The following is a 1,045-nucleotide window of genomic DNA, read 5'->3' on the forward strand; positions in this document are numbered from 1 at the left end:
GTCCGCAACGCCTTCATGAGCGTTGACCCGTCGATGCGGGGTCGCCTCGAGGAGACCGAGAAGCACTACACGACCAACTTCGCCGTCGGCGAGCCGCTGGACGGCTCCGCCATCGGGCGGGTGCTCGCGAGCCGCGTTCCCGGTATCCACCCAGGCGCGTGGGTGCGCCACCGGCTCGGCTGGCGGGAGCTGGCGATCGTCGAGGCGACGCCGGGAAGCCCCGCGGCGTTCAGCGCCGTCGACGCCGCGCGCGCCGCGCCATCGGCCTGGCTCGGCATCCTCGGCCAGACCGGTTTCACCGCCTATGCCGGGTTGCTGCGTGCGGGCAAGCTGGCCAGGGGGGACGCTGTCTTCGTCTCCGCGGCCGGCGGGGCGGTCGGCAGCGCGGTCGGCCAGCTCGCCCGGCTGCTGGGTGCCGCCAGCGTCATCGGCAGCGCGGGCAGCGTGGCCAAGTGCCACCTGCTTACCACGGAGCTCGGCTTCGACGCCGCGGTCGACTACCGCGCGGAACCGATCGCGGCCGGGCTCGGGCGGGCCGCGCCGGACGGCATCGACCTGTACTTCGACAACGTCGGCGGCGACCACCTGGTGGCCGCGCTGCATGCCCTCCGGGTCGGCGGCCGGGTCGTCCTCTGCGGCATGATCTCCCAGTTCACCTCGACGGCACCCCGGCCCGGTATCGACCACCTCATCCAGGCTGTGCTCAGACGGGTGACCCTACGCGGGTTCATCATCCGCGACCACGAGGACCTGCGGACGGAGTTCACCGACCGTGTCTCGGGCTGGCTGCGGACCGGCGAGCTCGTATCCAGACAGACGGTCGTGGACGGCCTGGAAAACGCGTCCGCAGCCTTCCTCGGGATGCTACGGGGTGACAACGTCGGCAAGATGCTCGTCCGTGTCGACCCCGACGTCGAAGCATGACCGAAAGCCGCACAATCCGCCGGCCGCGGGTCTGGGAACGTGTGGTCGACGCTGAGGTCCTGGACGCCGAATCGACCGCGGCAGCGCCCAAGCCAAGGGTGCGGTAACAGACCTCGCCAAC

The 1,045-nt window shown here is 71.3% G+C and carries 1 protein-coding gene; it reads left to right on the forward strand.

The window, feature by feature from the left end; all coding sequences use genetic code 11:
* A partial coding sequence (locus MJ783_RS05355) for an NADP-dependent oxidoreductase (protein ID WP_239308806.1) occupies window positions 1–924 on the forward strand: 924 nt, incomplete at its 5' end.
* Window positions 925–1,045: the final 121 nt, after the last annotated feature.

Source organism: Protofrankia sp. Cj3 (assembly GCF_917627355.1).
Taxonomy (GTDB): Bacteria; Actinomycetota; Actinomycetes; order Frankiales; family Frankiaceae; genus Protofrankia.